This window comes from Neoroseomonas soli (genome assembly GCF_018129065.1).
In the GTDB taxonomy this organism is placed as follows: domain Bacteria; phylum Pseudomonadota; class Alphaproteobacteria; order Acetobacterales; family Acetobacteraceae; genus Neoroseomonas; species Neoroseomonas soli.
Map to the genome: position 1 here is coordinate 1 of NZ_JAAEDM010000008.1, position 25,829 is coordinate 25,829.

General features: G+C 67.5%; 26 protein-coding genes. 20 read left to right on the plus strand and 6 right to left on the minus strand.

Features of this window, described 5'->3' with window-relative positions; translation table 11 throughout:
• Positions 1 to 88 precede the first annotated feature (88 nt).
• The 4 genes from GXW76_RS04875 to GXW76_RS04890 all read right to left on the minus strand — a co-directional run bounded on the left by GXW76_RS04875 (position 89) and on the right by GXW76_RS04890 (position 5,228).
• Positions 89 to 2,731, minus strand: coding sequence for an N-6 DNA methylase (locus GXW76_RS04875; protein WP_211860868.1), 2,643 nt, complete (start codon positions 2,729 to 2,731; stop codon positions 89 to 91).
• 264 nt (positions 2,732 to 2,995) lie between these two features.
• Complete coding sequence (locus tag GXW76_RS04880) at positions 2,996 to 3,385, minus strand: hypothetical protein (protein ID WP_211860869.1); 390 nt, start codon at positions 3,383 to 3,385, stop codon at positions 2,996 to 2,998.
• Positions 3,382 to 4,734, minus strand: coding sequence for a recombinase family protein (locus GXW76_RS04885; RefSeq protein WP_211860870.1), 1,353 nt, complete (start codon positions 4,732 to 4,734; stop codon positions 3,382 to 3,384). Before GXW76_RS04885 ends, GXW76_RS04880 begins: the two co-directional genes overlap by 4 nt.
• Complete coding sequence (locus tag GXW76_RS04890; RefSeq protein WP_211860871.1) at positions 4,731 to 5,228, minus strand: DUF2924 domain-containing protein; 498 nt, start codon at positions 5,226 to 5,228, stop codon at positions 4,731 to 4,733. The genes GXW76_RS04885 and GXW76_RS04890 overlap by 4 nt, the downstream gene beginning before the upstream one ends.
• Positions 5,229 to 5,571: 343 nt before the next feature.
• On the opposite strand from GXW76_RS04890, the gene GXW76_RS04895 reads away from it, so the two are divergent.
• The 14 genes from GXW76_RS04895 (at position 5,572) to GXW76_RS04960 (ending at position 17,679) form a co-directional block, all read left to right on the plus strand.
• A complete protein-coding gene (locus tag GXW76_RS04895; RefSeq protein WP_211860872.1) occupies positions 5,572 to 6,804 on the plus strand; it encodes a hypothetical protein in 1,233 nt (410 codons plus the stop codon).
• Positions 6,764 to 7,732 carry a winged helix-turn-helix domain-containing protein gene (locus GXW76_RS04900; protein ID WP_211860873.1) on the plus strand — a complete coding sequence of 323 codons (969 nt, stop codon included), beginning with the start codon at positions 6,764 to 6,766 and terminating at the stop codon, positions 7,730 to 7,732. The genes GXW76_RS04895 and GXW76_RS04900 overlap by 41 nt, the downstream gene beginning before the upstream one ends.
• A gap of 112 nt (positions 7,733 to 7,844) precedes the next feature.
• Positions 7,845 to 8,405, plus strand: coding sequence for a sigma-70 family RNA polymerase sigma factor (locus GXW76_RS04905; protein ID WP_211860874.1), 561 nt, complete (start codon positions 7,845 to 7,847; stop codon positions 8,403 to 8,405).
• A gap of 33 nt (positions 8,406 to 8,438) precedes the next feature.
• Entirely contained in the window at positions 8,439 to 8,777 is a 339-nt protein-coding gene (locus tag GXW76_RS04910; protein ID WP_211860875.1) for a hypothetical protein, read from the plus strand.
• Between the two features lie 2 nt (positions 8,778 to 8,779).
• Entirely contained in the window at positions 8,780 to 9,313 is a 534-nt protein-coding gene (locus tag GXW76_RS04915; RefSeq protein ID WP_211860876.1) for a hypothetical protein, read from the plus strand.
• A complete protein-coding gene (locus GXW76_RS04920) occupies positions 9,313 to 10,197 on the plus strand; it encodes an ATP-binding protein (protein WP_211860877.1) in 885 nt (294 codons plus the stop codon). Before GXW76_RS04915 ends, GXW76_RS04920 begins: the two co-directional genes overlap by 1 nt.
• Before the next feature lie 16 nt (positions 10,198 to 10,213).
• The gene (locus GXW76_RS04925) at positions 10,214 to 10,846 is read left to right on the plus strand and encodes a hypothetical protein (protein WP_211860878.1); all 633 of its coding nucleotides are present in this window, start codon (positions 10,214 to 10,216) and stop codon (positions 10,844 to 10,846) included.
• A 17-nt stretch (positions 10,847 to 10,863) separates the two neighbouring features.
• A complete protein-coding gene (locus tag GXW76_RS04930; protein ID WP_211860879.1) occupies positions 10,864 to 12,540 on the plus strand; it encodes a DEAD/DEAH box helicase in 1,677 nt (558 codons plus the stop codon).
• 165 nt (positions 12,541 to 12,705) lie between these two features.
• Complete coding sequence (locus GXW76_RS25610) at positions 12,706 to 12,915, plus strand: DUF6511 domain-containing protein (protein ID WP_246513931.1); 210 nt, start codon at positions 12,706 to 12,708, stop codon at positions 12,913 to 12,915.
• Positions 12,915 to 13,682 (plus strand): hypothetical protein, encoded by a 768-nt coding sequence (locus GXW76_RS04940; RefSeq protein ID WP_211860881.1) that lies wholly within the window; start codon positions 12,915 to 12,917, stop codon positions 13,680 to 13,682. Before GXW76_RS25610 ends, GXW76_RS04940 begins: the two co-directional genes overlap by 1 nt.
• Entirely contained in the window at positions 13,679 to 16,051 is a 2,373-nt protein-coding gene (locus GXW76_RS04945; RefSeq protein WP_211860882.1) for an AAA family ATPase, read from the plus strand. The genes GXW76_RS04940 and GXW76_RS04945 overlap by 4 nt, the downstream gene beginning before the upstream one ends.
• 308 nt (positions 16,052 to 16,359) lie before the next feature.
• A complete protein-coding gene (locus GXW76_RS04950; RefSeq protein WP_211860883.1) occupies positions 16,360 to 16,908 on the plus strand; it encodes a crossover junction endodeoxyribonuclease RuvC in 549 nt (182 codons plus the stop codon).
• Positions 16,905 to 17,135, plus strand: coding sequence for a hypothetical protein (locus GXW76_RS04955; protein WP_211860884.1), 231 nt, complete (start codon positions 16,905 to 16,907; stop codon positions 17,133 to 17,135). The genes GXW76_RS04950 and GXW76_RS04955 overlap by 4 nt, the downstream gene beginning before the upstream one ends.
• Complete coding sequence (locus GXW76_RS04960; RefSeq protein ID WP_211860885.1) at positions 17,125 to 17,679, plus strand: hypothetical protein; 555 nt, start codon at positions 17,125 to 17,127, stop codon at positions 17,677 to 17,679. The genes GXW76_RS04955 and GXW76_RS04960 overlap by 11 nt, the downstream gene beginning before the upstream one ends.
• A gap of 170 nt (positions 17,680 to 17,849) precedes the next feature.
• Here the strand turns inward: GXW76_RS04960 and GXW76_RS04965 are convergent, their stop codons facing one another.
• Positions 17,850 to 18,389: a hypothetical protein gene (locus tag GXW76_RS04965; protein WP_211860886.1), complete on the minus strand. Its 540-nt coding sequence runs from the start codon at positions 18,387 to 18,389 to the stop codon at positions 17,850 to 17,852.
• Positions 18,390 to 18,868: 479 nt separating this feature from the next.
• Between GXW76_RS04965 and GXW76_RS04970 the strand changes: the two genes are divergently transcribed.
• From GXW76_RS04970 to GXW76_RS25615, 4 genes are all read left to right on the plus strand, one after another.
• Positions 18,869 to 20,335, plus strand: coding sequence for a site-specific DNA-methyltransferase (locus tag GXW76_RS04970; protein ID WP_211860887.1), 1,467 nt, complete (start codon positions 18,869 to 18,871; stop codon positions 20,333 to 20,335).
• The gene (locus tag GXW76_RS04975) at positions 20,325 to 21,593 is read left to right on the plus strand and encodes a site-specific DNA-methyltransferase (RefSeq protein WP_211860888.1); all 1,269 of its coding nucleotides are present in this window, start codon (positions 20,325 to 20,327) and stop codon (positions 21,591 to 21,593) included. The genes GXW76_RS04970 and GXW76_RS04975 overlap by 11 nt, the downstream gene beginning before the upstream one ends.
• A gap of 97 nt (positions 21,594 to 21,690) precedes the next feature.
• A complete protein-coding gene (locus tag GXW76_RS04980; RefSeq protein ID WP_211860889.1) occupies positions 21,691 to 21,927 on the plus strand; it encodes a hypothetical protein in 237 nt (78 codons plus the stop codon).
• 95 nt (positions 21,928 to 22,022) lie between these two features.
• Positions 22,023 to 22,883 (plus strand): DUF3489 domain-containing protein, encoded by an 861-nt coding sequence (locus GXW76_RS25615; RefSeq protein ID WP_246513932.1) that lies wholly within the window; start codon positions 22,023 to 22,025, stop codon positions 22,881 to 22,883.
• A gap of 17 nt (positions 22,884 to 22,900) precedes the next feature.
• Here GXW76_RS25615 and GXW76_RS04990 read toward each other — a convergent pair whose 3' ends face one another.
• On the minus strand, positions 22,901 to 23,167 hold the full coding sequence (locus tag GXW76_RS04990) for a hypothetical protein (protein WP_211860890.1): 267 nt from the start codon (positions 23,165 to 23,167) through the stop codon (positions 22,901 to 22,903).
• A 177-nt stretch (positions 23,168 to 23,344) separates the two neighbouring features.
• Here GXW76_RS04990 and GXW76_RS04995 point away from each other — a divergent pair, with 177 nt between their 5' ends.
• Positions 23,345 to 23,860 carry a hypothetical protein gene (locus GXW76_RS04995; protein ID WP_211860891.1) on the plus strand — a complete coding sequence of 172 codons (516 nt, stop codon included), beginning with the start codon at positions 23,345 to 23,347 and terminating at the stop codon, positions 23,858 to 23,860.
• Between the two features lie 25 nt (positions 23,861 to 23,885).
• Complete coding sequence (locus tag GXW76_RS05000) at positions 23,886 to 25,820, plus strand: phage terminase large subunit family protein (RefSeq protein ID WP_211860892.1); 1,935 nt, start codon at positions 23,886 to 23,888, stop codon at positions 25,818 to 25,820.
• Positions 25,821 to 25,829: the final 9 nt, after the last annotated feature.

Here is a 25,829-nt window from a genome sequence, read left to right on the forward strand (position 1 = left end):
GATTTCCACGCGCTCGATGGGCTTCGACATAGACGCACGCCTAGGCTTACGCCCAGGCCCTCACGGTTGCGCCGCCTGTCCGGTCGAATTAGGGGCCGCTCCACATACGCTCGAACCTGTCAGCCGCATTTAACGAACGACGCGCTGCGGCGATTAGATCGTCAGGGGGCGTTGGCAGGCGCAGATCGGCAGCGTTCCCCCACCGCACTCGGGTGCGCCCGATGCCTGTTGCAAGGAGGAGAAGATCAGCGCGAGCCTCCGGCGATCTGAGAAGCAGCCAGAGCACCTTCGGGTCGACACTTTCCTTTGCGCGGCAGACGGTGAACTCGCTGGTTACAACGCAGCCGTCGCACTCCTTAGGAACGACACACACCGCCCCGTGGATAGCGTTGATGTTGCTGATAACGACATCACCTGCGTGAACGCGAACCAACACGGGCGACTTACTATCGGATGAAACGATCTCGTCGCCCCGCTCGGCAAAGCCATCGTAGCGTATCCGCAGGTAGGTGACCGGCTCTGCGTCACCGTCACGGTCTATAATGTCCTCATCCGCCGGGTCTACCAACTCGAGCAGTGCCGAGAGCGGATAAACCTCCAAGCCGTTCGCCTCCCAAAGGGGCACCAGCTTAGCCGGACGCTGCGAACAGCTCTTTACATCCATTCGGTCCGCGATCTTCTCCGGCTCGACCGTGTGATCAGCCACAGCAGGATCACCGGCTTCAAAGAGACGGAAGAGATGCGCACACTCGGCAATCTCTTCCCGCGCACGCTGCCTGTTCAGCCGATCAACTGGCAACGTTCGCTTTCGCGCAGGATCATCGATGCCGACGTAACGACAGGCGTACATGAAGACCGGACCCTGTCGGTCCAGGTAGCCTTGCGGTTCGCAGATATCGGCCTTTTCGAGCACGATGATCGACGTCTTTACACGCGCCTGCGATCTCTGAAAGGCATCGCCTGGCAGCGACACAACGGCCTTTACGATGAAACGGCTTCGGATGAACTCGCGTACCGGCGCATCGCTGTCGCCTCCGAGCACGCCATCATCGATCACGGCTATAACGCGCCCACCCGGCTTCAAGAGATCGTGGTAGCGCTCGAGAAACATAATGCTCGACGAGAGCGCTTTCGCTCTGAACTGCCCCCGCTTCGGCCTGAAAGCAGCAATCGCATACTCCTTCAGAATGGCAGCTTCACGATCTGTGTGCAGGTCGTAGGTCTTTGCGAAAGGGGGATTGGTAAGGATCACGTCAAACTGCTCCTCATGGAGGAGCGTCCGCAGTTCGGATAAATCAGTCCGCAGGTTGACCGGGTCGGCAGGATCCTCGACCAGCGCTTTGTCGAGCGCATCAGCCTCGTAGATGCGGGACCCTCCGTCCCCGTGGAGATACATGTTCATGCGCGCAATGCGCGCCATGTTCGGGTCACGACCGATGTCGATGCCGACCACGTGGCGGTTTGCAACAATGCTACGGAGGTCCTGCTTCTCTCGCGCACTGAGTAGCCGATTTTCATCGATCTTTTTCCACAGATCGGCAAGCGCGGTAATAAGGAAGCCACCAGTACCGCAGCACGGGTCCAGCACTGTGTCACAGTGGTCTCGGCCGACTTTGAAGTTGGCCAGCGCCGTTCCGAGCTTAACTACGCTCTCCGGGGTAAAAAATTGTCCCAGATCCTTGCCGCGCATGGTAGCGCCAAGGAAAGTCTCGAATAGGCGGCCGTTGATATCTACATCGAGCGCAAGTAGATAGTATCGCTCTAGAGTCTCGACAACTTTGTATATTATCTCGGGCGACAGACGTATAGTGTCGTCAGATCGAAAAATACGCTTCTTTCTGCGTCGCTCAATCTCAACCTCAAATTCTGTTAGAAACTCTTTATATTGAATGGAAGAAATTGGGTTAACAGTATCATTTCGGTCATCGATCCAGCGTCGGCTGAAACGAATGTCCTCTAGGGGGATGTCAAAGCGCTCTGCAGTGACAAGATTGGGATGAAGCTGACGAATGCGCTTATCGGAAAGCAGTTTAAGAAAGACGACCTTAACAAATTCTTCAAAGCCCGCCGCCTGACTGATATTGCCCTTATTGTAAATATATTGATGGCACCAAGAGAATTTATCTTTGATTTCCTCGACTGGTGCATTTCGCATAGTCAAAGTGGCACGTTGCTTGGTTCTGGCCACATTCAATTGGCGCTTGATCGCGCTAGCCGAGAGAAGCTGGGCGAAGTCTGCGTACCTTGGGGAAGATGGATCGAAGTCGTTGATACTCATTTCCAAAATCGGAGAATGGTTGTCCCACCTATAGACGCGTGTAAGCGCGCCGTTTGTAAGAACAAAATACTGCAAAGGGTTTTCTTCGTCAAACCCTCCGTTCACAAGTATTGAGTAGCTTGCACACTGAGCCACATAATCATCTAAATTCTCGTCGGGCGCCTTGGCATCAACAAGCCAACGAGGCCGACCGTCCGTGTTGACGATATAGTCTGGCTTATATTGGACCTTTTTCCGACCTACCCTGACTTCACGACTGTCAATGCTTTGCTTTAGCTGCACATCGCTATCTGCGTACCCAAGTCGATTGAAAATAAGTCTGTTTACAAACAACGCTTCAACACTAGCCTCGTTCGTGAGATCTCTAAGGTTGCAGATGAGGTCTGGCTGGCGTGCTGCCTGACCAGTAGGCTTACGGCGGGAACGACCCCGGGGATTCGCAGATGCGCTCATACCCAGCAAAGTCTCGCGCGGAAGCTGTGCGCGCAAGGTGTCATCGTGCGCTGACGCACGGTGATCGCGGGGTTAAACCGCCCGTCGTGACGCATTCAGTTCGATAGGCAAGCCAAGGTGCAGTTCGCCATCCTCGTTCGAAGGCCGCTTCGCCATCACCTGATCAATGCGGTTCCTACGCAGATTTCCGGATAGTCTCCCTTGGTCGTGACACCGCGTCCCCCGCCGCCTTCTGGTGACTACGTCAGGTTGGGGCCCGGTAAGCTAGGCAGCACGGAGGGTGGCGCGCTGCTTCTCCCAGGCCGCACCGATGCCTGCGAAAAGGCGGGCGAGGTCCAGGTTCGACGTGTTCCGGCCATCCAGCAATGCCTCCACGATATCCGGCGCAAGCAGCGTCAGCCGCAGCAGCGTGCCGAGGTAGCCGCGTTCGATCCGCTCTGCCGCCGCCATCTCGCTGATGGAGGCGTACCGCCCCTCGTCCAGCAGCCGCTGGTAGCGGAACGCCCGCGCCAATGCCTTCACCAGCGCCGGATCGGCGTGCGTCGGGAGGGGCGCCTCGCCGCCGTCCCGCAGCGGCGTGACAACCGTCTTCCGCCCCGGCCGCCGCCGGATCTTTAGCGGCACCCGGACCGTGATGCTGGTCGCCACCGTCACGCCGCCACCTTCAGCGCCTCGGGTGCGATTGCCGTGAGGTCTCGGACGAGGCCGGCCAGCCCCTCTACGCGGAGGCAGATGTCGGCTCCCGCGGGTCCGACCACCACCCGCTCCACCAGAGCGCGGACGATTCGCGCCTGCTCCGCCGGGAACAATTCACCCCACAGCGGGTCGAGCCGGGCCAGGGCCTCGCGGACTTCGCCCTCCTTCAGGTCCGGTGCCTCCTCCCGCGCCGCAAGCCAGGTGCCGACCACCACCTCGGGCTGGCGCAGCAAGGCGCGCACCTGGTCCACCACCGCCTCCTCGATCTCCGCGGCCGACACGCGCCGCACGATCTCGGAGCCCTGGGTATCGGCGTTGCGCAGCACCGCCTGCGCGACGTAGTACCGATACTGTCGCCCCTTCTTCACGCAGTACGTCGGCGACAGCGCCCGCCCGTCCACCCCAAAGATCAGCCCCTTCAGCAGCGCCGGCGCATGCTGCCGGTTTTGCGCCGCCCTGGCGCGCGGGCTGACCTGCAGGATGGCGTGCGCCCGAACCCACAGCTCCCGCGGCACGATCGCATGGTGCTCACCGCGGTATACATTGCCCTTGTGCGCGACCTCGCCGACGTAGGTCCGCAGGTTCAAGATCTTGTAGACATCGCCCTTATCGAGTGACCGGCCCGACCTCGCTGTGACGCCCTCCGCCTGCAGGCGGCGCACCGTCTCCACGCCGGAGCCGGTCTCGACGAAGAGCTCGAACACGCGCCGGACCCGCGCGGCCTCGGCTTCATTCACCACCAGCTTGCGGTTGGCGACGTCGTAGCCGAGCGGCACCTTGCCCCCCATCCACATGCCGCGGGCGCGGGAGGCGGCGAATTTGTCCCGGATGCGCTCGCCGATCACCTCCCGCTCGAACTGGGCAAAGCTCAGCAGTATGTTCAGCGTCAGCCGGCCCATGCTGGTCGTGGTGTTGAAGGACTGCGTGACGGACACGAAGGTCACGCCATGCGCGTCCATCACCTCCACCAGCTTGGCGAAATCCATCAGCGAGCGGCTGAGCCTGTCGATCTTGTAGACCACGATGACGTCGACTAGGTCGGCCTGGATGTCACGCAGCAGGCGCTGAAGCGCGGGCCGCTCCAGCGTGCCACCGGAGAACCCGCCGTCGTCGTAGCGGTCGCGCACCAGCACCCACCCCTCGGCGCGCTGGCTGGTGATATAGGCCTCGCAGGCGTCGCGCTGCGCGTCGAGGGTGTTGAACTCCTTCTCCAGCCCCTCGTCGGTGGACTTCCGCGTGTAGACCGCGCAGCGCAGCTTCTTCGTCGTGGCCGGCATGGCCGGCTCGACGCGGGCGCGGCGCGTCATGCCTCACCCCGCGCACGCAGTCCGAAGAACGTCCAGCCGTTCCACCGCGTGCCGGTGATGTGGCGCGCGATGGCGGACAGCGACTGGTAGGGCCGCCCCTCGAATTCGAAATCGTTGACGCGCACGGTGACCACGTGCTGCACGCCCTGCCATTCGCGGATCAGGCGTGTGCCAGCCAGTGGGCGACTGTCGGCGCGAATGCGGCGCAGGACGACGTTGCCACCATCCAGTTGCTCACCGAGCGCTACCAGCCGGTCGACGGTCTCGGGCTTCAGGCCGCCATACGCGAGCTCCTGGATCCGATACGCCAGCCGGCTCTGGATGTAGGCGCGGTTCCAGGGTGGCGGTTCCTTGCCGAACAATTCGCGCCACTGCTGCTTCAGCGTGGCAGTCGGCGCCGCCTGTAGCGCGGTGAGCCGGCTCAGCACCTGCGTCGGCGGGATCTTCGGAATGGCCGGTGCCGGCGCGGGCGCGGCGGTGGATCGTCTGGTCATGCGAGTCCCTTCCTGTTGGGGTTCGCATGCAGGCGCTGCCGGGCGGTAGAGTGTAGGCGAACCTCTCCCGACTCGCGGGCCTCTTCGGCGTCGCGCGCGAGATCCTCGGCAGCGCGGCTGCGCAGCCGCAGCAGGCCGCGCGCCAGGATGTCGCAGACCTCGCGGAGGTGGGGCGCGAGATGGGCGCCGCTGGGCCGGTAGGATGGATTCGCCATCCCCATGATTACCTGGGCTGCGGTCGGAGTGTTTCAGCACCCAACCGCAGATTGGATTCGACAGCCGGATACCTGATGATGTACCCGCTTCGTTCTCCCCCCCCATCCCCCCGACAGGACCGCGCTACGTGCAGAAGGACTTCACCAAGTTCGCCAACCAGCGGTTCCTCAAGACCGTGAACTGGGAAGTCCTGGGCAAGCTGCTCACGGCGCACCGGGTCGGCCTCAAAGGCCTCGACCTGGACGTCCTGCTTGCTGACCAGATCGAGGGGCGGAAGCGGATCACCGAGTACCTGCTGGGCTCGAAGGATTCCTACCCGGAGGGCCTGATCCAGGACCTTCACCGCATCGTTCGCCTCGACAGCCCGACCGGGATGCGTTTGCTCCAGGAGGAGGCGGAGCGGCAGGGGGTTGTGATCATCGATCCGACCGAGTGCCCGACGGCGACCCCGCGCGACTACGCCCTCGTCGCCTTTGTCGAGTTCCCGGACGTGTTCAAAGAGGCGGAGCATACGTCCGTCTTCATCGCTCCACCGAGCGTGACCGAGTTCGATGCGGGTGAGGACGGGATTGCGGCGAGCGTGACCAAGGAGGCGCTCGAGGCGCTCCGCGTCCGCGCGTCCGGAATTTTCGCCGCCGATCTCCGCGGGAAGTTCTGCCGCGTCCGCGACTACGTCGATGATGGCGAGCTTTGCATTGCCGTCCGCCACGGTGCTCCGCCGGTTTCGACGGAGGTCATTCGCGGCGAGGAGGACGAGGTCATCGGCTTCCAGGAGATCGACACCGCGGTCATCTCCTTCGTCGAAGCGACGGGCCGACTTACCGTGTGGGGCTGCGCGAAGAAGCGCCGCGGCGACCTGGCGGAGGCATTTGCCACCGAGATCCTCGGGCGCCCTGGCGTGTTCAAGGCGGCCAGCTCGCAGAACCTCTACACACTGGCTCCGGTCGAGAAGTCGCACGGCACCTTCGCTTTCCGCCTCGGTGACCTGGATCAGATCGACCGGGTCGAGATCACGGAAGCGCAGGCCAACCGGGTCGCCACCAATGTCCGAACCGGCCGCGAGAAGACCCTCTTCTCGGTGCGGGTGAAGGATTCGGAGGGCAGCGCGCTGCGCCGTCTTCATGAGAGCCGGACCGAAATCAGCTATGGCGACAATGCGTGGCGCCTCGACCACATCATCGCACGCATCGTCCTGAAGACGCCAAGCGGCCGTGCGCCGACGATCAGCGTCACGATCAAGCCGCCCGGATCGGTCAGCTTTCCGAGGGTCCGGCACAAGAAGCTGGTCATGGCACTGCTCAAGCTGAACGCGCTGACGAATGACCGACAGCCTATCGTACCAGCTCTGGCGGCTGAGTGAGGCCGGCGAGCCGGTCGTCATGCTCGGCCGGCAGCATGGTGCGGAGGAGGAGGCCGCCTTCGAGCGTCTCCTCCAGCTCGGCATCCTCGTGCATCGCGGGCGCGAGGCATCCTGGGATGTCTGCCACGACTGCGACTGCGGCGCTGCGGAGCGTGCAATCGCATGGGACGGGGATATCGCCACCGCGAAATGCGCTGCCGATCACCGAAGGGATGAGCGCCTGCGCGCCGACGATGTGCGCAGTTTCACCGTGGTCCTGCCCGCCTTCATGGAAGGCGTCGCTGCGGCCATGGGATTCGGCCGTCCGGACCTGATCGCGCCAGGGCTGTGGAGCCTCGGCATGCTGGCGGACGAGCGGATCATCGTGGCCGCACCCACCCGCGCCGGTATTCGGCAGCCTGGGTTGGTCGGCGCGGTCCGCCTCGCGCACAGGGAAGGCACGATCATCCTGGTCGGGCCAGAACTGCCCGCGCTGATGCGCGGCAACCTGGCCGAACAAAACATCCATCATGTTCAGCCGATCCACGCCGTATTGCCGCTGATGGGCGATCTTCCCCTGGCTCTGGACGTCGCTCGACTGCCGGATGGGCGCGCCGGCCGGTATAGCCTCATTCTCACCGTTGAAACGCGGACGGTCCATATCGGCGGGAAAGCCGCGACACTGCCCCCGCGGCCATTCCAGATCCTCCACATCCTCGCGCGCCAGCACCGACGAGGAAAGCCGGTCGTGAGCCGGCATGCTCTCCTGGACGAGATCTTCACCCCAAGCACAGCCGAAGCCGCGGTCCGCGATCTGGTGTCCGAGACCCGCCGCCAGCTGAAGCGAGCCTTCGGTGATGCCGAGGAGGTCGCGCAGTTGATCACGACCCACACAACTGCCGGCTACGCCATCAACCTCCCACCGCTCACCGTCTCCGTGGTGGGATAGGCGACGGGCCTAGGGAGGGCCGTTCCCACAGCCCTCCCACACCTGTCCCACCCCTGTGGGAAAGCAGTCCCGGCAGGTTCGGCTGGTCATCACCGACCAGCCGGAGCCGCCGATGCCCTCGCTCACCTTCGCCGAATTCGAACCCCTGCACCGCATGGCCGTGCGCATGTCGCGCGGCCTGTGCCGTCGCCTCGGGCTGCCCGCGCATGACGCCGAAGACTTCGCCCAGGACCTTCTGACCGACCTCCTCGCCCGCCTGCCTAGCTTCAACCCGGAGCATGGCGAACTGGGCGCCTTCGCGCTCACCTGCTTCCGACACCATGCCGCGCTGCTGGCGCATCGCACCCAGCGGCACCGGGCAATCCACCACCCTACCTCCCTCGATGATCCTCTGCCGGGCGGCGCCACGGTCGGCGCCGTGCTGTCGGAGGCGGACGGCTACGGCGCGTGGGTGGGCCAGCCCGCCGATGTTTTTGCCGCCGTCGAGCGCCGCATCGATCTGGAGCGCGCTGCCCCGGCTTTGACGGCGGAATACGTGCCGCTCTGCGCCGCCCTCGCCCGCGGCGACCGTGATCCCGCGCGTCACGCCGGTCTGTCACGCACCACCGGCTTCCGGCGCGTTCGCGAACTGAGGCTGCATCTGCTGGCCGCCGGCCTGACCTCGGCAGCCTGAAACACATTGCCACCAGCCTCGGTAATCATGGTCATGGACATCACGGACATCTCCCGCGCCTCGCAGGCGCCCCTCACCGAAGCGGCCCTGTGCCGCTGGCTCGGCGCCGCCGCCCCCGGCGACGCCATCACCTACTTCCGCGGCGCGCTGGCGCGCTCGCTGTGTCCTCAGCTCGCGCTGATCTCGCAGGACGAGCGGGTCAATCTCGCGCGGCTCGCAACGCGCGCCTGGAAGCTGGCGGAGGACGGGCTCGCCGATCTGGTGCAGCGGCGCCGGGGCTTCGAGGATTTCGAGTATCTCCTCGTCGCCCGCCGCCGGCCGCGGCGCGTCTCGCCGAGCCTGCTACCGCAGATCCTGGCGGAGGCTGCCTGATCATGGCCGCACTTCCCAACCGCCCGACGCTCGATGCGCTGCGCCACATGCCGGTGAGCGACGTGATTGCGCTCCCCGCCGAGCACCTGGCGCTGCTGCAGACCGATGCGCGTGAGGCGCTGGACGCCGCCAAACGCATGCAGGACTGGATCGAGGCCGCGATCAGGCTGCGCTACGAGCAACGCGCCATCGGCGCCCGTGCTGCCGCCGAAAAGGACACCGGCACGGTGCGCTTCATGGACGGCGCGGTCGAGATAGCCGCCGACCTCCCCAAGAAGGTGGAATGGGACCAGCGTCGCCTGGCCGCGCTCACCGAACAGATCCGTGCAGGTGGCGAAGACCCCGGTGAGTATGTCGAGGTCAGCTTCAAGGTGCCGGAGCGGGCCTATGCTGCCTGGCCCGAACGTATCCGCAATGCCTTCGAGCCGGCACGGACCGTGCGCACGGGCAAGCCCACCTACCGCCTGACCATCTGCACCGAGCGCGAGCTGCGGGACGGCGGCGTCGCTACCCCCTTCACCGGGGGGATCGGCTGATGGCGCTGCGCATCATCACAGCCGATGAACGGCAGGCCGAGGCACGCGGCATCAAGGCCGTGATCTTCGGCAAGAGCGGCATCGGCAAGACCTATCTCCTGCTGACGCTCGACGAAGGCGCGACGCTCTTCATCGACCTGGAGGCCGGCGATCTCGCCGTGCAGCACTGGCGCGGCGCATCCATCCGGCCGCGTACCTGGGAGGAATGCCGCGACCTGGCGCTGTTCCTCGCCGGCCCCAACCCCGCGCTTCGTGACGACCAGCCCTATTCCGCCGCGCAGTATGCCCGCGTCCTGCAGACCTATGGCGATCCGGCGCGCATGGACGGCTTCGCCACGATCTTCGTGGACAGCATCACGGTCGCCGGCCGGCTCTGCTTCCAGTGGTGCCGGGGCCAGCCGGAGGCGCATTCCGAGAAGACCGGCAAGCCCGACATTCGCGGCGCCTACGGCCTGCATGGCCGCGAGATGATCGCCTGGCTAACCCATCTCCAACATGCGCGTGACCGCAACGTGATCTTCGTCGGAATCCTCGACGAGAAGCTCGACGACTTCAATCGCCGCGTCTTCGTGCCGCAGATCGACGGCAGCAAGACCGGGCTCGAGCTGCCCGGCATCGTCGATCAGGTCATGACGCTGGCCGAGATCAAGCCGGACGCCGCTCCTGGCCAGCCTGCTGTCGCATCCTTCCGCGGCCTGGTCTGCCAGACGCTGAATCCCTGGGGCTATCCCGCGAAGGATCGCAGCGGCCGGCTCGACATGCTGGAGCCGCCGCATCTCGGGCAGCTCTTCCAGAAAATCCGCAGCCCATCGCCGCCGATCGACGCGCACGGCGCGCACGGCGCGCCGTCGATCGCGCTGGTCGCCGCCACCCCCAACACCTGATCGGAGCAGAAGCACCATGGCTGCCTGGAACGACTACAACGACGCCCAGTCCAACCCGAACCTGATCCCCAAGGGGACGCTCGCGAAGGTCCGCCTCACCATCCGCCCCGGCGGCTTCGACGATCCGAGCCAGGGCTGGACCGGCGGCTACGCGACGCGCGGCAGCACCGGCGCCGTCTATCTCAATGGCGAGTTCACGGTGCTGGAGGGACCCCACGCCAAGCGGAAGATCTTCACGCTGATCGGCCTCCACAGCCCGAAGGGGCCGGAGTGGGCGGGGATGGGCCGCAGCTTCCTGCGGGGGATGCTGAACTCCGCGCGCGGCATCTCCGACAAGGATGTCTCGCCCCAGGCGCAGGCCGCGCGTCGCATCGGCGGCTTCGCGGATCTCGATGGCCTCGAATTCGTGGCGAAGATCGAACACGGCACCGACGCCGGCGGCGAGACGAAGAACGAAATCCGCATGGCGGTGACGCCGGACCATCGCGACTACGCCCAGGTGATGGGGCGGCAGGTGGCGCCGGCGGGTTATGCACCGCCAGCCCAGGCCTACGCGCCGCCCGCGACGCCGGCCATCCCCCAGGGCGCCTTCCCGGCCGCCCAGCCCGCCGCCGCCGGCGCCGACCCGCGTCCCGCCTGGGCGCGCTGAGGGAGGGCCGCACCAGCATGATGCTCCGCCCCCGCCAGAAACTCTTCGTCGAGCGCAGCCTTCGTGCGCTCGGCGAGCGCGGCAACACCCTCGGCGTCGCCCCGACCGGCGCCGGCAAGACGATCATGCTGTCGGCGGCGGTGGGCGAGCATATTGGCAGCAGCGCCGCCAAGGCCGCGGTCCTCGCGCATCGGGATGAGCTGACGGCGCAGAACCTGGCGAAGTTCCGTCGCGTGAATCCGGGCGTGACCACTTCGGTGGTGGATGCCGGCCAGAAATCCTGGGGCGGCCAGGTCACCTTCGCCATGGTGCCGACCCTGACGCGCGAGGCGAACCTCGAGGCGATGCCGGCGCTGGACCTGCTGGTGATCGACGAGGCGCACCACGCCGTCGCCGACAGCTATCGCCGGATCATCGATCGGGCGCTCGACCGCAACGCCGACTGCCGGATCTACGGCGTCACCGCCACGCCGAACCGCGGCGACAAGGTCGGGCTGCGCCAGGTCTTCTCGAACGTCGCCGACCAGATCCGGCTCGGCGAACTGATAGCCTCCGGTCACCTGGTGCCGCCTCGGACCTTCATCATCGATGTCGGCGTGCAGGATGAACTCCTCGCTGTGCGCCGCAGCGGCGACGATTTCGACATGGGCGAGGTCGCTCGCGTCATGGACACGGTGCCGGTCACCGATACCGTCGTAAAGCACTGGCAGGAGAAGGCCGGCGGCCGCCAGACCGTGGCCTTCTGCTCCACCATCGCCCATGCCGAACACGTCGCCGCCGCCTTCAATGCGGCCGGCGCCCCCACCGTCGTGGTGACCGGCGACATGCCGGAGGGCGAGCGGCGCTCCGTCCTGGCCGCCTATGCAAGGAGCGAGGCGCGTATCGTGGTGAATGTCGCGGTGCTGACGGAGGGCTGGGACCACCCGCCCACCTCCTGCGTCGTGCTGCTGCGGCCCAGCTCGTTCAAGTGCACGATGATCCAGATGGTGGGCCGCGGGCTGCGCATCGTCGACCCCACCGAGCATCCCGGCATCGTCAAGCGCGACTGCATCGTGCTCGACTTCGGCACATCCTCGCAGATCCACGGGTGCCTGGAGCAGGATGTAGATCTCGACAGCCAGCCCGGCGAAGGTGATCCGCCCACCAAGACCTGCCCCTCCTGCGAAGCGGAGGTGCCGATCGCGGTGATGGAGTGCCCGATCTGCGGCCACGCCTTCGAGCCCCGCGGGCGCGAGACGGCGCCGCTCAGCGACTTCATCATGACGGAGATCGACCTTCTGCGGCGGTCCGCCTTCCAGTGGTGCGACCTATTCGGTGATGACGCGGCATTGCTGGCCAACGGGTTCAACGGCTGGGCCGGCATCTTCTTCCTGAACGGCGCCTGGCACGCGGTCGGCGGCGCGAAGGAGGAGCGGCCGCGCCTGCTCTCCATCGGGGAGCGGCTGGTGGCGCTGGCCGCGGCGGATGACTGGCTGAACACCTACGAGACCGACGAGAGCGCCCACAAGAGCCGGCGTTGGCTGCGCGAGCCGCCGACGGAACGGCAGCTGATCCACCTGCCCCCGGCAGTCCGGGCCGATCTCGGCATGACCCGCTACCAGGCCTCGGCGCTGCTGACCTTCAAGTTCAACCGCCAGGCCATCCAGCACCTCATCCGCAGCGCCCAGCCCGCGGCGCTCGGGCAGGCCGCATGATCGATGGCCCGCTCCCCCGAACCGCCCTGCGCCGTTTGCTCCCGCCCGGCGCGTGGCTTTGGTTGGTTCGACCCGGCGCCGCGGAAGAAGCCGCGGCCGTCGGTCTCCTTCTGCTGCATCGCCTGCCAGGGCTTCTGGTCGCGCTTGGCTGGGAGGTCGTCCGCCATGGTTGACCTCACCGAGCAGGAGAAGGCCGCGATGCGCGCCGCCATGCGCCGCGTCGCGGAGACGATGGCCGAGATCGGCTGGGGAACCCGCTTCCAGGAGCTGAGCGAGGCGCAGGTGCTGACGCTGATCGAGGTCGCCGTCGGCGGCTTCCAGGAGGGGATGCAGGCGATCGCGCGGCAGGACGCGGCGGCGGAGGTGCCCTTCTGATGCTCGACTTCAACAGCCGCAGCCAGACCTCCGCGCATGTGAATGCCGCCATCGACGCGGCGCTGGTCGCGGCCAATCAGGCGACGCCGCCGCGCAGCTACCTGGGCGGCTCGCGCCTCGGCCATGCCTGCGAGCGCGCGCTGCAGTTCGAGTTCGTGAAGGCCCCGAAGGACGAGGGCGCCGACTTCGACGGACGGCTGCTGCGCATCTTCGGGATCGGCCACGCGCTGGAGCACGTCGCCGTCGCCTGGCTTCGGGGTGCCGGCTTCGATCTCTACACCCGCCGCGGCGGTGGCGACCATGGCGAGCAGTTCGGCTTCTCGGTCGCCGGCGGTCGCATCCGCGGCCATGTGGACGGCGTCTTCGCCGGCGGCCCGACCATCCCTGGCATGGCGTTCCCGGCGCTATGGGAATGCAAAACCATGAACGCCAAGGCCTGGCGCGAGACGTCGAGCAAGGGCGTCGCCGTGGCCAAGCCGATCTACGCGGCGCAGATCGCCGTCTACCAGGCCTACATGGACGTCGCGATGCCGGGCGTGGCGGACAATCCGGCGCTTTTCACCGCCATTAACAAGGACACGGCGGAGCTGCACCATGAGCTGGTGCCGTTCAATGCGGAGCTGGCGCAACGCATGTCGGACCGGGCGGTGCGCATCCTGGCCGCGACCGATGCTGGCGAATTGCTGCCCCGCGTTGCCGCTCAGGCCGATCACTTCGAGTGCCGGTTCTGCCCCTGGGCCAAGCGCTGTTGGGCGCAGCCTGCATGACGGAATGGGGCGACTTCAACGATGCCGCGCCGCTGCCGGAGGATGGCGCGAGCGAGCTTCCCGGCGCTGGGCAGTCGATGTCGGCGGCCGATGGGCCCATCGCGCCGGACATCGAGCAGATCGCCGCCTTCCTCGACGTGGTGTTCGGCTATTGCGACGGGCTGATCCCGGTCCGCGGCTTCGTCGATCAGGGCCAGGGGCGCGACACCAAGCCGCACAACATCTGGGTGCCGGCCGATCGGCACGCCGCCGTATCCCTCAGCGCCTATGCCACCTGGGCCGCGCGCGAAGGCAGCGCCGTCTATGTCATCCCCGGCACTGTCGTCGAGCAGGGCCAGGCCCGCGCCGAACATGTGCTGCAGATGCAGACGGTGGTGGTCGATCTCGACGCCGGCGCCATCACCGCCAAGCTGGCGCATCTGGTCCACCACCTGGGCGCGCCCACCCTCCTGGTCGAAAGCGGCGGCCGCACCGCCGAGGGTGCCGCCAAGCTCCATGCCTGGTGGCGGCTGACGGAGCCGGCCGAGGGCGAGGATCTGGCCCGCCTCTGCGCGCTGCGCGGCGAAATCGCGGAGAAGGTTGGCGGCGACCTTCACTTCCGCTCCGCGCACCAGCCGATCCGCGTGCCCGGCACGGTCCACCAGAAGCATGGCGTGCAGCGGCGCGTCTCGATCCGGGAGCACCGCCCTAGGGTCGAGGTGGAGCTCCCCGACTTCGCCGCAGCGGTGGCAGCCATGCCCACCATGCCGGGCCTGGAGGCGCCCACCGCCACCGCAGGTGCCACCCGCCCCAGCCTCGATGCCGTCCTGACCACGCCAGTGCGGGAAGGCTCTCAGGACGCCTGGACCCGCTTCCAGGGCGCCAGCGCGGCCATCGGCCACTTCGTCCGGATGGTCCACGAGGGGCGCATGACCGGCGACGAGGGCTGGGAGGCCATCTGCCAGTACAACGCCGCGTGCCTTCGGCCGGAATGGCCGCTGGACCGCCTCAAGGTCGAGGCCGATGCGATCTGGGCCCTCCATGTCGATCGGAACGGGCCGCCCCTTCTTCGTGCCGCCGCGGCCTCACCCAGCGCCATCCCCGCACACACTCTGGGCGCGCTGCTCGACGACACCTCGCCCATGCCCGACGACCTGATCGGACCTCGCCTGCTGACCCCGGGTGGGATGCTCGTCCTCGGCGGCGCGCCGAAGGTCGGCAAATCCGACTTTCTGATCAGCCTGCTCGTGCACGCCGCCGCCGGCGCGCCCTTCCTGCGCTTCACGGCACCACGCCCGCTGCGCGTGTTCTATCTCCAGGCCGAGATCCAGTACCACTACCTCCGCGAGCGCCTGCAGCAACTCCGGCTCGATCCTTCGATCGTCGCCCGCGCGCGCGACACCCTCGTCGTCACCCCCAAGCTGCGCATGCTGCTCGACGACCAGGGCGTGCCCCTCGTCGCGGCTGCCATCCGCGCTGCGTTCCCGGATGCGCCGCCGGACATCATCTGCATCGACCCCATCCGCAACCTCTTCGACGGCGGGCCCGCGGGCGAAGGTGAGAACGACAACGCGGCGATGATGTTCTTCCTGCAGAGCCGCGTGGAGGCGCTGCGCGACCAGGTCGCCCCCGAGGCCGGCATTATCTTCGCCCACCACACGAAGAAGCTCAGCAAGCAGCAGGTCAAGGACGATCCCTTCCTGTCGCTCTCGGGCGCCAGCGCGCTGCGCGGCTTCTACACCTCCGGCATGATCCTCTTCCGGCCCGACGAGGAGCAGACCGAACGCGAGCTGCATGTCGAACTCCGCAATGGCCCTGGCCTCGAGCCGATGCTGGTCGACAAAATCGCGGGCCGCTGGGTGGAATTCGACCGGCGCGGCGAGCGCCTGGTCAGGCAGGACATCGGACGCAAACTCGATGCCGAACGGCTGCGCAAGCAGGATGTGATTCTCGGCATCCTGCTCGATGAGGCAGCTGAAGGCCGGCTCTATTCGACCATGCAACTGGCCGAGAAATTCGAAAACAAGGTCGGGCTCGGCAGCAAGCACACGATCCGCGAGCGGTTGAGCGTGCTCGCCACCAAGGGCTTCGTGAAGTTCCGCCGAGACGGCACCGAGTTCGGCCTTGGCGTCGTCCGGTCGCGGTTCGGGTACCTCTGCGTGGAGGGCATGACCTTCGGCCCCGAGGTCGAAACTGTTGATCCGCATACCGGTGAGGTGACCACCAGCGCCCGCCGCGTCCTGCCCAGCCACTTCAAATGCCCCCAATCCGGCAACTGCCTGGACGTCGAAAATCCGGAGGTGTGGGTCTACCCGGAAGGCGTCTTGGACGACCTCACTCCTGAGGAGTTAGGCCTAACTCCTCACTCCTCCCCGCGGACAACGCCATGAAATCAATGGCTTGGGAGGACAGAGGAGTTAGGTCCCTAACTCCTCCCGCTTCGCACCTAACTCCTCTTTTTCCATTCCATATCAATAGGTTGTACCCGGTGGAGGAGTTAGGTGTTGCTCCCACCCCCTACGGGGGTGTGCATGCGCGCCTCAACGGCGCGCGCACACCACACCTCGCGCGACCGGGTTGGGCGCGTGGGCCTCCCCCGCTGGGACCACCCCACCCGATGCCGGGCAGCGACGGCGAGCTCCGCCAAGAACCGCGCCGTCGCCGCCCTCACCAGGATCATCCCCTCTCGGAGACCACCATGGCAGTTGCGACTCTCACCATGCCCGCCGTCCATGCAAGCGGCCCGCCCATCGCCCTCCCGCCTGCGATCGGCCTGGCGCACCACGCCGTGCTCGCCCTTGATCTCGGCACCGGCACCGGATGGGCCCTGCGGTCGCGTGACGGCGGCATCACCTCCGGCACCATGACGTTCAGGCCAACCCGCTTCGAGGGCGGCGGGATGCGCTTTCTGCGCTTCCGGGGATGGCTGGCCGAGGTCGCCACCCTGTCCGGCGGCGTGGCGCGGGTGGTGTTCGAGGAAGTCCGCGCCCATGCAGGCACCGACGCGGCGCACGTCTACGGCGGCTTCCTCGGCACGCTGACCGCCTGGTGCGAGGAGCACGAGGTCCCGTACGAGGGCGTCCCGGTCGGCACGATCAAGCGCTACGCCACCGGCAAGGGCAATGCCGACAAGGCGAAGATGGTCGCCGCCATCCAGGCACGCGGCTTCGCGCCGGCCGACGACAACGAGGCCGATGCCATCGCACTGCTGCTTTGGGCCACCGACCCCACGGGAGGCCGCGCATGAGCATGTACGGCGCACCACTGCCGCCCCGGTCCTGTCTCGACCGCGGGACGCGTAGCCCGACCAACGACAGCGAGGTGAACGCCATGCGCGCCGCCGCTTGGCATCAGCACGGCGTGGCCGCGCTGCCTGTCGCCGACATCACGGACGACTGGCTCCGTCAGGCCATCACCAACGAAGCCAACCGGCGCTGGGGGCGTCGCAACGGGGAGAACCACCATGGCCGGTAAGCGCAAGTCCAAGGTGGCGAAGCCGCAGCTCGCCGATCTGGCGAAGCCGTCGAAGTGGCGGCTGCAGCATGGTTGCTTCTCGGATCCGATCCGGGAGGCGGACCCCGAGACAGGCACGCCTGTGCAGCATCGGCGTGCCGTGGACACGCTCGGGCTGATGCTGGCCAACGGCAACATCACGCCGCAGATGCACGAGGCGGGCTGCATCTTCCGCACGCTGTTCCGCAGCGCCGCGATCGACAGCATGTCCACGTCGCAGCTGATCCGTCTGCCAGCCTCGGCGGCAGACCGGCTGTCCAACCGCCAGCTCGACGCGCGCCGCCGTGTGCTTGCGGCGATGGATGCGCTGGGTGGGCATGACAGCCCGGCCGGCTCCTGCGCGTGGTTCGTCGTCGGGCTCGAGATGTCGGTTCGTGAATGGGCTGCGCGTCGAGGCTGGAGCGGCAAACCAGTGCCGCAGCCCATCGCGGGCGGCATCCTGATCGCGGCGCTTGGCATTCTCGCGATGCACTTCGGACTGATGCCGCGGGAGCAAGCAGCGTGAAACAATTCTGGGCGAGATCTGCAACAACGGTGGTCTCGAGCCAGGTCTTCGCTCACGGCTAGCGTCGGCTTGGAGCGGGAGGCTGCAGCTGTCTGAGTCGGAACACGAAGACTGACCGGAGTACCCGGCTCGACCCAGCGCTCGCCGAGACGCGCGACCGGGCGCCCGGGTTACTGATCAGCTTCGGGAGCGGTGCGGTGCTCGACGTCCTTGGCAGCGTCGGTCTTTTCAAGCTCGGACCAGTCCAGAGGAGGCTTCGAGAATATCCGCTCAAACAGGCTTTCTAGGTCTTGAGCTGAATCGACTTCTTGGTGGCTGATAAGGTGCGAGCTCGCGCGAAAGGTGACGATTGCCTTCTTGATCTCCTCGAGATCCGCCTGCCTATTCGTCCGCCCAGGAGCATTGAGGACCGCATCAATTGCCCCGTCGACATCATCAAGCGCAGCGCTGAGCCAAGTCAGTCGCCGCCGTAGTTTCTCACGAGCGCTAGCACGCGTGTTTTTCGCCGTCCGGTTGAACGTAGAATGTCTGGCTAGATCTCGGACGGTCTTCGCGTCGACTTCCTCACCGTACTCTTTCAGGATTTCTTCGTCAGTCACAGAATCGGGGTCAGATTGAATCCGCCTTTGGAACTCGACAATCGCCAAGATCGTCGCCAGCGGGTCGTCTAGAACGTCGTCAGTCTGGGGTACCGGGGCATTCTCAGTCATGTGCTCTCCTGACGGCGCAAGATAGGCGTCTTGGCGAAGGCGGTTGCGTTGCGGATGTGAGGACCTGAGCACGCGCCGCAAACAGTGCCAATCCACGCGGCCTCGGAAGCGGAAGCGGCAGGCAATTCGGTTTACGACATCTCGATGTGCTCAAAGCCGCTGTTACAATACATCCCATGGCGGCGCACAAATCGAGTTGGCTATGATGGTGACACGTCGAGAAGGTGCGTCGAGCACCGCGGCTCCCGAGCCACTCGCCCTCTGATCAGCCACTGTGGCTCTCGAGCCGCAGGGTCCTTCCTGGCCTCGCTGTATGCGGGGGGCGGAAGCGCGCAACATCGCTAGCGCCTGCTCCGAAACATGGTTCGCAGTTCGCACCCTTCGGCCCTGATCTCAATCGCTTAGCTGCGAACCATGGCTGCGTCGGTTCGCAGCCGCGGTTCGCACGGTTCGCACCCACCCTGATTCCGGATGGCCCGATGACGCTCCCCTGGATGGCAGCGAAGATCCTGCTACGCCCGGTGGCGGAGCTGCGTGCGCATCCCGGCAATGCGCGCGTGCACGGCGCCGCGCAGATCGAGCAGATCAAGGCCAGCATGCTGGCCTTCGGCTTCACCAATCCGCTGCTGGTGGACGATGCTGGCGTGCTGATCGCCGGCCATGGCCGGCTTGAGGCCGCCGTCGCGCTCGGCATCGAGAAGGTGCCGACGATCGTGCTGCGGCATCTGTCTGCCGCGCAGAAGGAGGCGCTTCGGCTCGCCGACAATCGCATCGCGGAGAACGCGACCTGGGACCAGGCGCTGCTGCGCGACGCGCTCGCCGCGGTGCAGGCCGCGCCTGACCTCGACCTCGCGGCACTCGGCTTCTCGGCCGCGGAGCTCGACGACATCCTCGCGGCGGCTGGAGAGGCCGTGTCCGATGGCGATGCGCCCGAGGCCCTGTCGGCACCCGCGATCCAGGGGGGCGGGGATGGCGCGGCGGAGACGGAAGCGCAGGCGGAAGATGATCCGGCCGACGCCGAACTGGCTCCGCCGCGCCAGGCCGTCACCCGGCCGGGCGATCTCTGGCTGCTCGGCGAGCACCGCCTGCTTTGCGGCGACAGCACCGATGCGGCGTCGGTCGCCCGCGCCATGGGCGGGGACCGCGCGGCGCTGCTCTTCACCTCCCCGCCCTACGGCAACCAGCGCGCCTACACCACGGGCGGCGTCTTGGACTGGGATGCGCTGATGCGCGGCGTCTTCGCTGTTGCCTCCGGCGCGTTGCGCGGCGACGGCCAGGTGCTGGTGAACCTCGGCCTGATCCACCGCGACGGAGAATGGCAGCCGTATTGGCAGGGCTGGCTCGACTGGATGCGGACACAGGGCTGGCGCCGCTTCGGGCTCTACGCCTGGGACCAGGGGCCCGGCCTGCCGGGGGATTGGAACGGCCGCCTCGCACCGGCCTTCGAGTTGGTCTTCCACTTCAACCGCGAGGCCCGCGCACCGAACAAGATTGTACCCTGCAAATGGGCCGGCACGCCGAACAAGGGCAGCGGCCTGCGCGCCGCCGACGGCGAGGTGAAAGCCTACACCCATATCGGCCTGCCGGTGCAGGAGATGCGCATTCCCGACAGCGTGCTGCGCATCACGCGCCACAAAGGGCGGGGGATCGAAACCGAGCACCCCGCGGTGTTCCCCGTGGCATTGCCGGAACTGCTTCTGCAGGCCTACGCCAATCTCGGCGATGCGGTGTTCGAGCCCTTCGCCGGTTCCGGCACGACGATCCTGGCCGGGCAGCGGACGGGCCGGAAGGTGCGGGCGATCGAGCTCGCGCCGGCCTATGTCGACCTCGCCATCGCGCGCTACCGCATGCTGTTCCCCGAGCTGAACGTCACGCTGGATGGCGACGGCCGAGGTTACGACGCCGTGGCTGCAGAGCGGGCGGAGGCGCTGTCCGATGCAGCCTGAGCTTCAGGTGACGACCGTCCCCGTCGCGGCGCTGGTCCCCTACGCGGAGAACGCGCGGACGCACTCCGATGACCAGGTGGCGCAGATCGCCGCCTCCATCGTCGAGTTCGGCTTCGTGAACCCCGTGCTGGTGGACGCCGCCGGCGTGCTGGTTGCGGGCCACGGTCGCGTCATGGCCGCGAAGCGCCTTGGGATGGCGGCGGTGCCGGCGATCCGCCTCGCGCACCTCACCGAGGCGCAGGCGCGGGCGCTGCGTCTCGCCGACAACCAAATCGCGCTGAACTCCGGCTGGGACGAGGCGCTGCTCGCCGCCGAGATCGCCCGCATCCGCGACGAGGCGGTGGTTGACCTCGATGTGCTCGGCTTCTCCGGCATGGAGCTCGACCGACTGCTGGCCGCGGCTGATGCCGGCCTCGGCGACGACGCCGACGACGCTCCGCCGCCGCCCGTGGTGCCGATCACCCGGACCGGCGACCTCTGGCGCTGCGGCGTCCACCGGTTGCTGTGCGGCGACGCCACGAAAGCTGAGGACGTGCAGCGCGCGCTCGGCGCCGGCCACCTGGCCGACATGGGCTTCGTCGATCCACCCTATAATGTCGCTTACGAGGGCGGCACGGCTGCGCGCATGACCATCGCCAACGACGCACTCGGCGGCGGCTTCCCGGAGTTCCTCCGCCCCGCGCTGGCCAACCTGCTCTCGGTCACCAAGGGCGCCTGCTACGTCTGCATGTCCTCCTCGGAATGGCCAACGCTGCATCGCGTCTGGCAGGAGGCAGGCGGAAAATGGTCGAGCACCATCATCTGGGCGAAGAACACCTTCGCGCTCGGCCGCGCCGACTACCACCAGCAGTTCGAGGCGATGCTCTACGGCTGGAAGGCTGGCGCGCAGCATTACTGGTGCGGCGCGCGCGACCAGGGGAATGTCTGGCACTTCGACAAGCCGGCGCGGAACGACCTGCACCCCACCATGAAGCCGGTGGCGCTGGTTGAGCGCGCCATCCGCAACAGCAGCAAGCCGCGCGACACGGTGCTGGACTGCTTCGGCGGTTCGGGCACGACCATGATCGCAGCCGAGCGCACCGGGCGGCGCGCCGTGCTGCTGGAGATCGATCCAGCCTATGCCGACGTGATCGTCCGGCGCTGGCAGGAGACCACCGGCGAGGCCGCCGTGCTGGAGGGCGATGATCGCATCTTTGCCGACGTCGCTGCAGCTCGCGGCATCATCGATCATGATGTGATCCACACCGCCGAATCATAGCAATTCCGCGCCGCTCCATCTTGCTTGGCTCGTGCGCGGCACAGCGCGAATGGTCCGTCACACGCAGGGGATGCCCTGCACCACGACGGAGACCAGCATGACCGACCGCGAAGCCCGCGCCGCCCGCAACCAGGAAAGCAGCTTGGCCGCCTTCCTGGCGAAGAAGGCCGAATTCGACGCCCTCCTCGCCGAACTCCAGCAGGCCAGCGCGGACCATTTCGGCGCGGATCCCGAGACGGTGCTCTGGGGCGAAGCCGCCTGGCTTTCCGACGCCACCGCGAAGCTGAAGGACATCGCGGACCAGCATTTCCGCCGCGGCGAATACGCCTGCTGAAGCGGATCACTCCCGCACCGCCCCGACCGGCAGAGCCGGCGGGGCTCCCGGCAGTAGGGGCCGATGGTCGGCGCCCGGAACCGGAGACCACCACGATGACCAAGCTTTCCGACAGCCAGCGCGTGATCCTGAGCGCCGCCGCGCAGCACGAGATGGGCCTCGCCCGCGCGCCGAAGACCCTGCCGGCCGCGGCACGCAACGCGGTGTTCCGCAGCCTGATCAAGAACAACCTGCTGACCGAGATCAACGCCCCGCGGGAGCATGTCGGGCTCGGCTGGCGGCAGGATGAGGACGGCACCTGGATCGTGGCGCGCATCACCGACGAGGGGCTGGGCGCCATCGGCATCGACCCGAACGAGGGCGACGCGGCGGCCGGCGAGCCCGACTGCTCGGGCATCGAGGGCAGCGTGCCCGACACGGCGCCCACGGTGGCGCCCGACGCCACGCCGCAGGACACCCCCGCGGCGAACCCGGAGGCCGCCCTCTACCCCGCCCTGCCGGCGGAGGCGGCCCTGCTGGACCAGGCCCTGGCGGCACGCACCGCCACGCCGCGGACCGGCCTGCGCGACGCCGCCGCGACGGTGCTCGCGGCCTGGGATGACGAAGCGAACCGCGACGGCGACATGATCGGCGCCCTCGACGCACCGATGGAAGCCCTGCGCACCCTGCTCGCCGGCAAGCCCGCCCGCACGCAGCGTGAGCCCGGCGCGCCGCGCAAGCCGCGCGAGGGCACCAAGCAGGAGACGGTGCTGGCGATGCTCCGCCGCGAGGAGGGCGCGACCATCGCGCAGATCTGCGAGGCCACCGGCTGGCAGCAGCACACGGTCCGCGGGTTCTTCGCTGGCCTGAAGAAGCGGCAGGGGATCGAGGTGCAGGTGCTGGAGCGCATCCGCCAGGTCGGCCCGAACAAGGAGGGCGCCCGCGGCAGCTACAGCATCTATCGCATCGCCGACTGACGCCGCCGGCGCCGCGATCAGGGCCCGCCGCGCCGCGGCGGGTCCGCGTACTTCTCCCAGGGCTTCGGCTTGGGCTTCGGCGGATCAAGGGCAAGGATCAGCTCCTCGATTGTCCATTTCTGGCGCTTCGCCGATTTGGCGACGTCCAGCAGCACCTTCCTGGCATCGTCGAGGTAGAGCTTCACCATGCGCGGTGTGCCGCAGCGATGTTCGGCGAGCGCCATCGCCTTCGCCGTCGCTTCGACCATCTTCTCGATGTCCTTCGGTGCGCTTGGCTGCAGCATCTTCGTCGGCCCTCGATGGTCGAGGTGATGTCGCACAGCGCGACGCGGATTGCCCACAGAAATCCGCGCCCGAATGCTCGTCATTCACCTCGGTTGTGCGCACCGCAGCGCGAATGCTGACAGCGCGCGCGGCGCGCTGACCTATCCGACCACGCGCGCGGCGGGAGGTCCGCCGCCATGCCCGAGTTGACCCCCTCCACGCGCGAGGCTGCGCGCCGCATCGGCGTCACCGAAACTGCGCTGCGCAAGGCCGAGCAGACCAGCCGCATCGCGCGCGAGCCGGATGGCCAGTGGGACATCGACAAGACCCGCCGTCGCCTGGTGGAGACCGCCGACCCCGCGCGCTCGCCCCTGGCCAGCGGTGCTGGGGCCGAGGGCACGCCCTTCGCCCGGCTGAAGGTCGCGCAGCTCGCCCTGAAGGTCGAAGCGCAGCGCCTCTCGCTGGATGAGACCAAGCGCCGCCTGGTCGATGTCACCGAGGCCAACGCCGCGCTCGATGAGATCGGCAGCACGATGCGCGACGCGCTGCTGAACTGGCCGGCGCGCATCTCCGGCCTGATCGCCGCCGAGCTCGGCGTCGACCCGCATCTGCTGCAGACCATCCTGCAGAGCCACATCAACGACCTGCTGACGGAGGCGGCCGATCGCTTCGATCCAGCAGGCCTCGGAGGGGATCGGTCTCCGCAGCCGTGAGCATGTGCGCCGGCGCGTCGGCGCCATGCTGCGCCCGCCGCCGCAGCTCACCGTCTCGGAATGGGCCGAACGACACCGCATGCTCGGCAGCCGCGCCTCGGCCGAACCCGGCCCCTGGCGGACCGGCCGCACGCCGTATCTGAAGGACGTGATGGACGCGCTGTCGGCGGTGCATCCCGCCCGGCGCGTCGTCTTCATGAAGGGCGCCCAGGTTGGCGCCACGGAAAGCGGCAACAACTGGCTCGGCTACATCATGCACCATGTGCCAGCACCGGCACTGGCGGTGCAGCCGACCGTGGAACTGGCCAAGCGCTTCTCGCGCCAGCGCATCGACCCGCTGCTGGAGGAAACGCCCGCGCTGCGGGAGCGGGTTGCCCCGGCGCGGGCTCGCGACAGCGGCAACACCATGCTGTCGAAGGAATTCCCCGGCGGCATCCTGGTGCTGACCGGGGCCAACAGCGCGGTCGGGCTGCGGTCGATGACGGCGCGGTTCCTGTTCCTCGACGAGGTCGATGCCTATCCCGGCGACGTCGCCGGCGAAGGTGATCCGATCGCACTCGCCGAGGCCCGCGCCCGGACCTTTGGTTGGCGGCGCAAGGCCTTCCTGGTCTCGACGCCCACCATCGCCGGCCGCAGCCGGATCGAGCGGGAGTACCTAGCCTCCGACCAGCGCCGGTTCTTCGTGCCGTGCCCCGCCTGCGGGGAGATGCAGTGGCTGCGCTTCGAGCGCCTGCTCTGGGACAAGGGGGCGCCCGAGACAGCGCGGTATCACTGCACCGCCTGCGACCACCCGATGCAGGAGCACGACAAGACCGCGATGCTCGGCGGCGGGGAATGGCGCGCGACGGCTGAGGGCCAGGATCCGCACACGATCGGCTTCCACATCTCGGCGCTGTACTCGCCGGTGGGCTGGCTGTCCTGGGCGCAGATCGCCCGGGATTGGGAGGCGGCCCAGGGCAAGCCCGAGGACATCAAGACCTTCAAGAACACGGTGCTCGGCGAGACCTGGCAGGAGCAGGGCGAGGCGCCGGATTGGGAACGCCTGGTCGAGCGCCGCGAAGATTTTGCCATGGGCGTGGTGCCTACGGGCGCCCTCGTCCTCACCGCCGGCGTCGACGTCCAGGACGACCGCCTGGAGTGTGACGTCTGGGGCTGGGCGGAGGGGTTCTCCTCCTGGCTCGTTGACCACATGGTGATCCCGGGCAGCCCGCGCGACCGCGAGACCTGGGACGAACTGGCGAAGCTGCTCGCGCGCGACTGGCCGCGCCAAAGGGACGACAAAGGTAGCGGCGGTGCCATGCGCATCGCCCGCCTCTGCGTCGACACCGGCGGCCGCGACACCGCCGCCGTCTATGGCCATCTGCGTCGGCTGCGCGATCCGCGCATCGCACCGACCAAGGGCGTCGATGGCTGGAACCGGGCGCAGCCCGTCCAGGGCCCGACGCCGGTGGATGCGCTGGTCGACGGCCGGAAGCTCCGGCGCGGCCTGAAGCTCTGGACCGTCTCCGTCTCCACCTGGAAGGCCGATCTATACCGCCGGCTGTGGCTCGGCCGCGGCGACGCGGAGGAGGTGCCGCCCGGCTGGGTGCATCTGCCCCGGGGCATCGAGGCGGAGTGGGTCAAGCAACTGGTCGCCGAGCAGCTGCGCACCACCAAGGATCGCCGCGGATTCGCGCGGCAGGAATGGGCAAAGCTCAGGGAACGCAATGAAGCGCTGGACTGCGCCGTGCTCGCCCGCGCCGCCCTCTGGCTGCTCGGCGCCGACCGCTACGGCGAGCGCTTCTGGCAGCAGCTGCGGGACCAGATCGCCGATGCCCCGCTGCGGCCGAGCGAGCTTCCCACCGCTGGGAACGTCGCTCCGCCGTCGCCGCCGCGGGCCGAACTGACGACGCCCGCAACACCACCCAGCGCCCATCGCCCGCGTGGTTGGCTCGCCCCGCGCGCCGGCTGGCTGCGCTGAACCTGGAGA